Below are 2271 nucleotides of genomic sequence, written 5' to 3' on the forward strand. Positions count from 1 at the left end.
AAACGCCTCAACCTCTCAGCGGAAGATTTGATGGGCATTGCCCGAAGCCTTGGGCTCACCATTCGCTGGGTCAAACGCGCACCGCAAGATGTGGTGGATGAGCTTGGGATTAACGCCAAGCAAGTCGTGACATCCTTCTTTGAACCGCCCGGTACTCTTTTCCTTAATGAAATCCTCAAAGAGTATCCGACTCGCCTTAAGTATGATTTGGCGGTCTATATCGGCCATTGTGTTCTGCACAGCAAAGAAGGGTTGAAAAGCGTACTGACGGTGGGGCATGCCAACAGCTGGGAGGACTACAACCAAACCACGCCGAGCTCAGAGCTCAACTCGCAAGACATTTTGCAAGCGTGGCGTGATTTTGAGTCGAGTTTTTTTGCGGGCGCGCTACTTTGCCCTAAAGTCCCTTTCCGACAATTACTAGACCGCAGCGGGTATGAGATTGACGTCCACCTCAAAGCAGGCGTATCACCATCAGTGGCGATGCGTCGTATGACCGTCGTTTCGCCCTATCCTCACTGGCACTATTTTGATGCGTACGGACAAAACAAGCTTAAAGCGGTCTATCGTGGTAACGGGATCCCGCTTCCTTGGGGCAACATGCGGAAGGTCAATGACCCGTGTCAGCACTGGGCTGTTTTCCGCCGCTTATCTGAGCCGCAACAAGGTAGCTCAGCGCAAATATCTATTCTCAATGTCGGGGATGAGCCAAGAATTTACTGCTGTGAGTCAGTCAACATGACCGATCCTGCAGGGAACAACCGCGTCTTGTGCGCAGGCATCGATCTTAACCCAGCCATTGATGCTCAGGGCGGAAATTCACACGATATCGCTCAGGAACTCAAAAGTTTATGCGTCAGTCAGGGTGGTAGTGCCCCCATTCCACGTCATATCAGCCGTGAATTCACCACCATCGCTAAAATACTGAACATTAACTGGATTGAGCGAGGCATTCAGTCAGATGCACGCGTGATATGCTCACGAGGTGCCGTCTGTCCGAGGAAACCGAGCTGTTATGAAAATTGCCAAGGTGGTGAATAGAGGTTGAAGAAACCCCATTCGAGACAGCAAGGCGAGACAGAAAGAAAAAAGCCAATCACAAATCGGTGTGATTGGCTGTATGTGATTGTGAACAAAATCGTATTCACTAACAACGTCAGTTGGCTAGGTGACCCTCGGCTTAATAAGGGTCACTATAAATAAAGCAGTAACCGTGCCAACTTTTAAGTTAACCAAAAATCAATCACTTCGCTCACTTCGTCATCAGTTTCATGCAAACAGAACACATAATCGTCAAGCAAAATAAGAATAATTGCGTTTTGCGAAAATATTAATTATTGCAAAATGCAAACCATGACGCATCGAGTTTCCCAGAGATCAAACAAGCGCCGCCCAACATCGGTTAGGCGGCGCAGAGAACAAGGGATAGAATCATCGACTAGCGTTTACGAAATACCCAAATCGGTCCAATCAGAAGAAATTGGATATCTTCGAAAAACGACGGCTTCTTCCCTTCGATCTTATGACCAATAAATTGTGCTATCCAGAGCACCGCAAACAGTGCTATGGAGACAAGCAACACCGGCGCCCTCATGATCTCCAGAGACCAAATTAACGCAATACACGCGAGAAGGAAGCCTAGCATCATAATAAACACGCTAAGCGACAAGCGAAAATAGAACATCATCACAGGGAGTGCGGCCACCCAAACCCAATTGAGACGGAGCCCATACAACTCCAAACTCGGCAGTGACCAAATCAGCCCAACGACCGACAAGAAAATACCCGGCACAGCCACTTTATGAATTTTCTGATTAATCGGGTTTTGATGGCTCTCACCGTACGCCGCTAGCCATTGAGTCAAGTTCTTCATCATCCACCTCTAAGACGTGCCGAATCCCTTGCGGTGATGGCGTTTGATGTCATACATACTGCTATCCGCGAGCTTGAGCAGCTGATTAATATTGCGCATATTCGCGTTGTACATCGCGTGGCCGATACTCACCTCTATTGTGATCAAGTGCTGCTCATATATGATTGGGTTTCGGGCAATCGCTTTAGTTAACTCCGTGCGAATGCGGTCTACGTCCTCTTCACGATTGACACGTGGTAGCATAGCTAAAAACTCATCCCCGCCAACCCGAGCTACAGTGTCCGAGGCGCGTAACGTGCTAACCAAACGCTCAGCCACCGCCACCAGCACCTTATCGCCCGCGGCATGCCCGTAGGTGTCATTAATGAACTTAAAGCCATCTAGGTCGATATTCAAAA

3 protein-coding genes are annotated in these 2271 nt (G+C 48.7%); 1 reads left to right on the forward strand and 2 read right to left on the reverse strand.

Annotation, left to right across the window (positions count from 1 at the left end):
* Positions 1 to 1041: DUF3612 domain-containing protein (locus AC6R0L_RS01710; RefSeq protein ID WP_500628037.1), on the forward strand; the 1041-nt coding region annotated here is incomplete at its 5' end.
* Between the two features lie 397 nt (positions 1042 to 1438).
* Here the strand turns inward: AC6R0L_RS01710 and AC6R0L_RS01715 are convergent.
* Together AC6R0L_RS01715 and AC6R0L_RS01720 are read right to left on the reverse strand one after the other, a co-directional pair.
* Complete coding sequence (locus AC6R0L_RS01715; RefSeq protein WP_334552216.1) at positions 1439 to 1873, reverse strand: Mpo1 family 2-hydroxy fatty acid dioxygenase; 435 nt, start codon at positions 1871 to 1873, stop codon at positions 1439 to 1441.
* Positions 1874 to 1882: 9 nt separating this feature from the next.
* Positions 1883 to 2271 (reverse strand): GGDEF domain-containing protein (locus AC6R0L_RS01720; protein WP_500628038.1); only part of this gene is annotated, 389 nt, incomplete at its 5' end.

It is taken from the genome of Vibrio sp. R15-SG3-ISO1A (assembly GCF_059833955.1).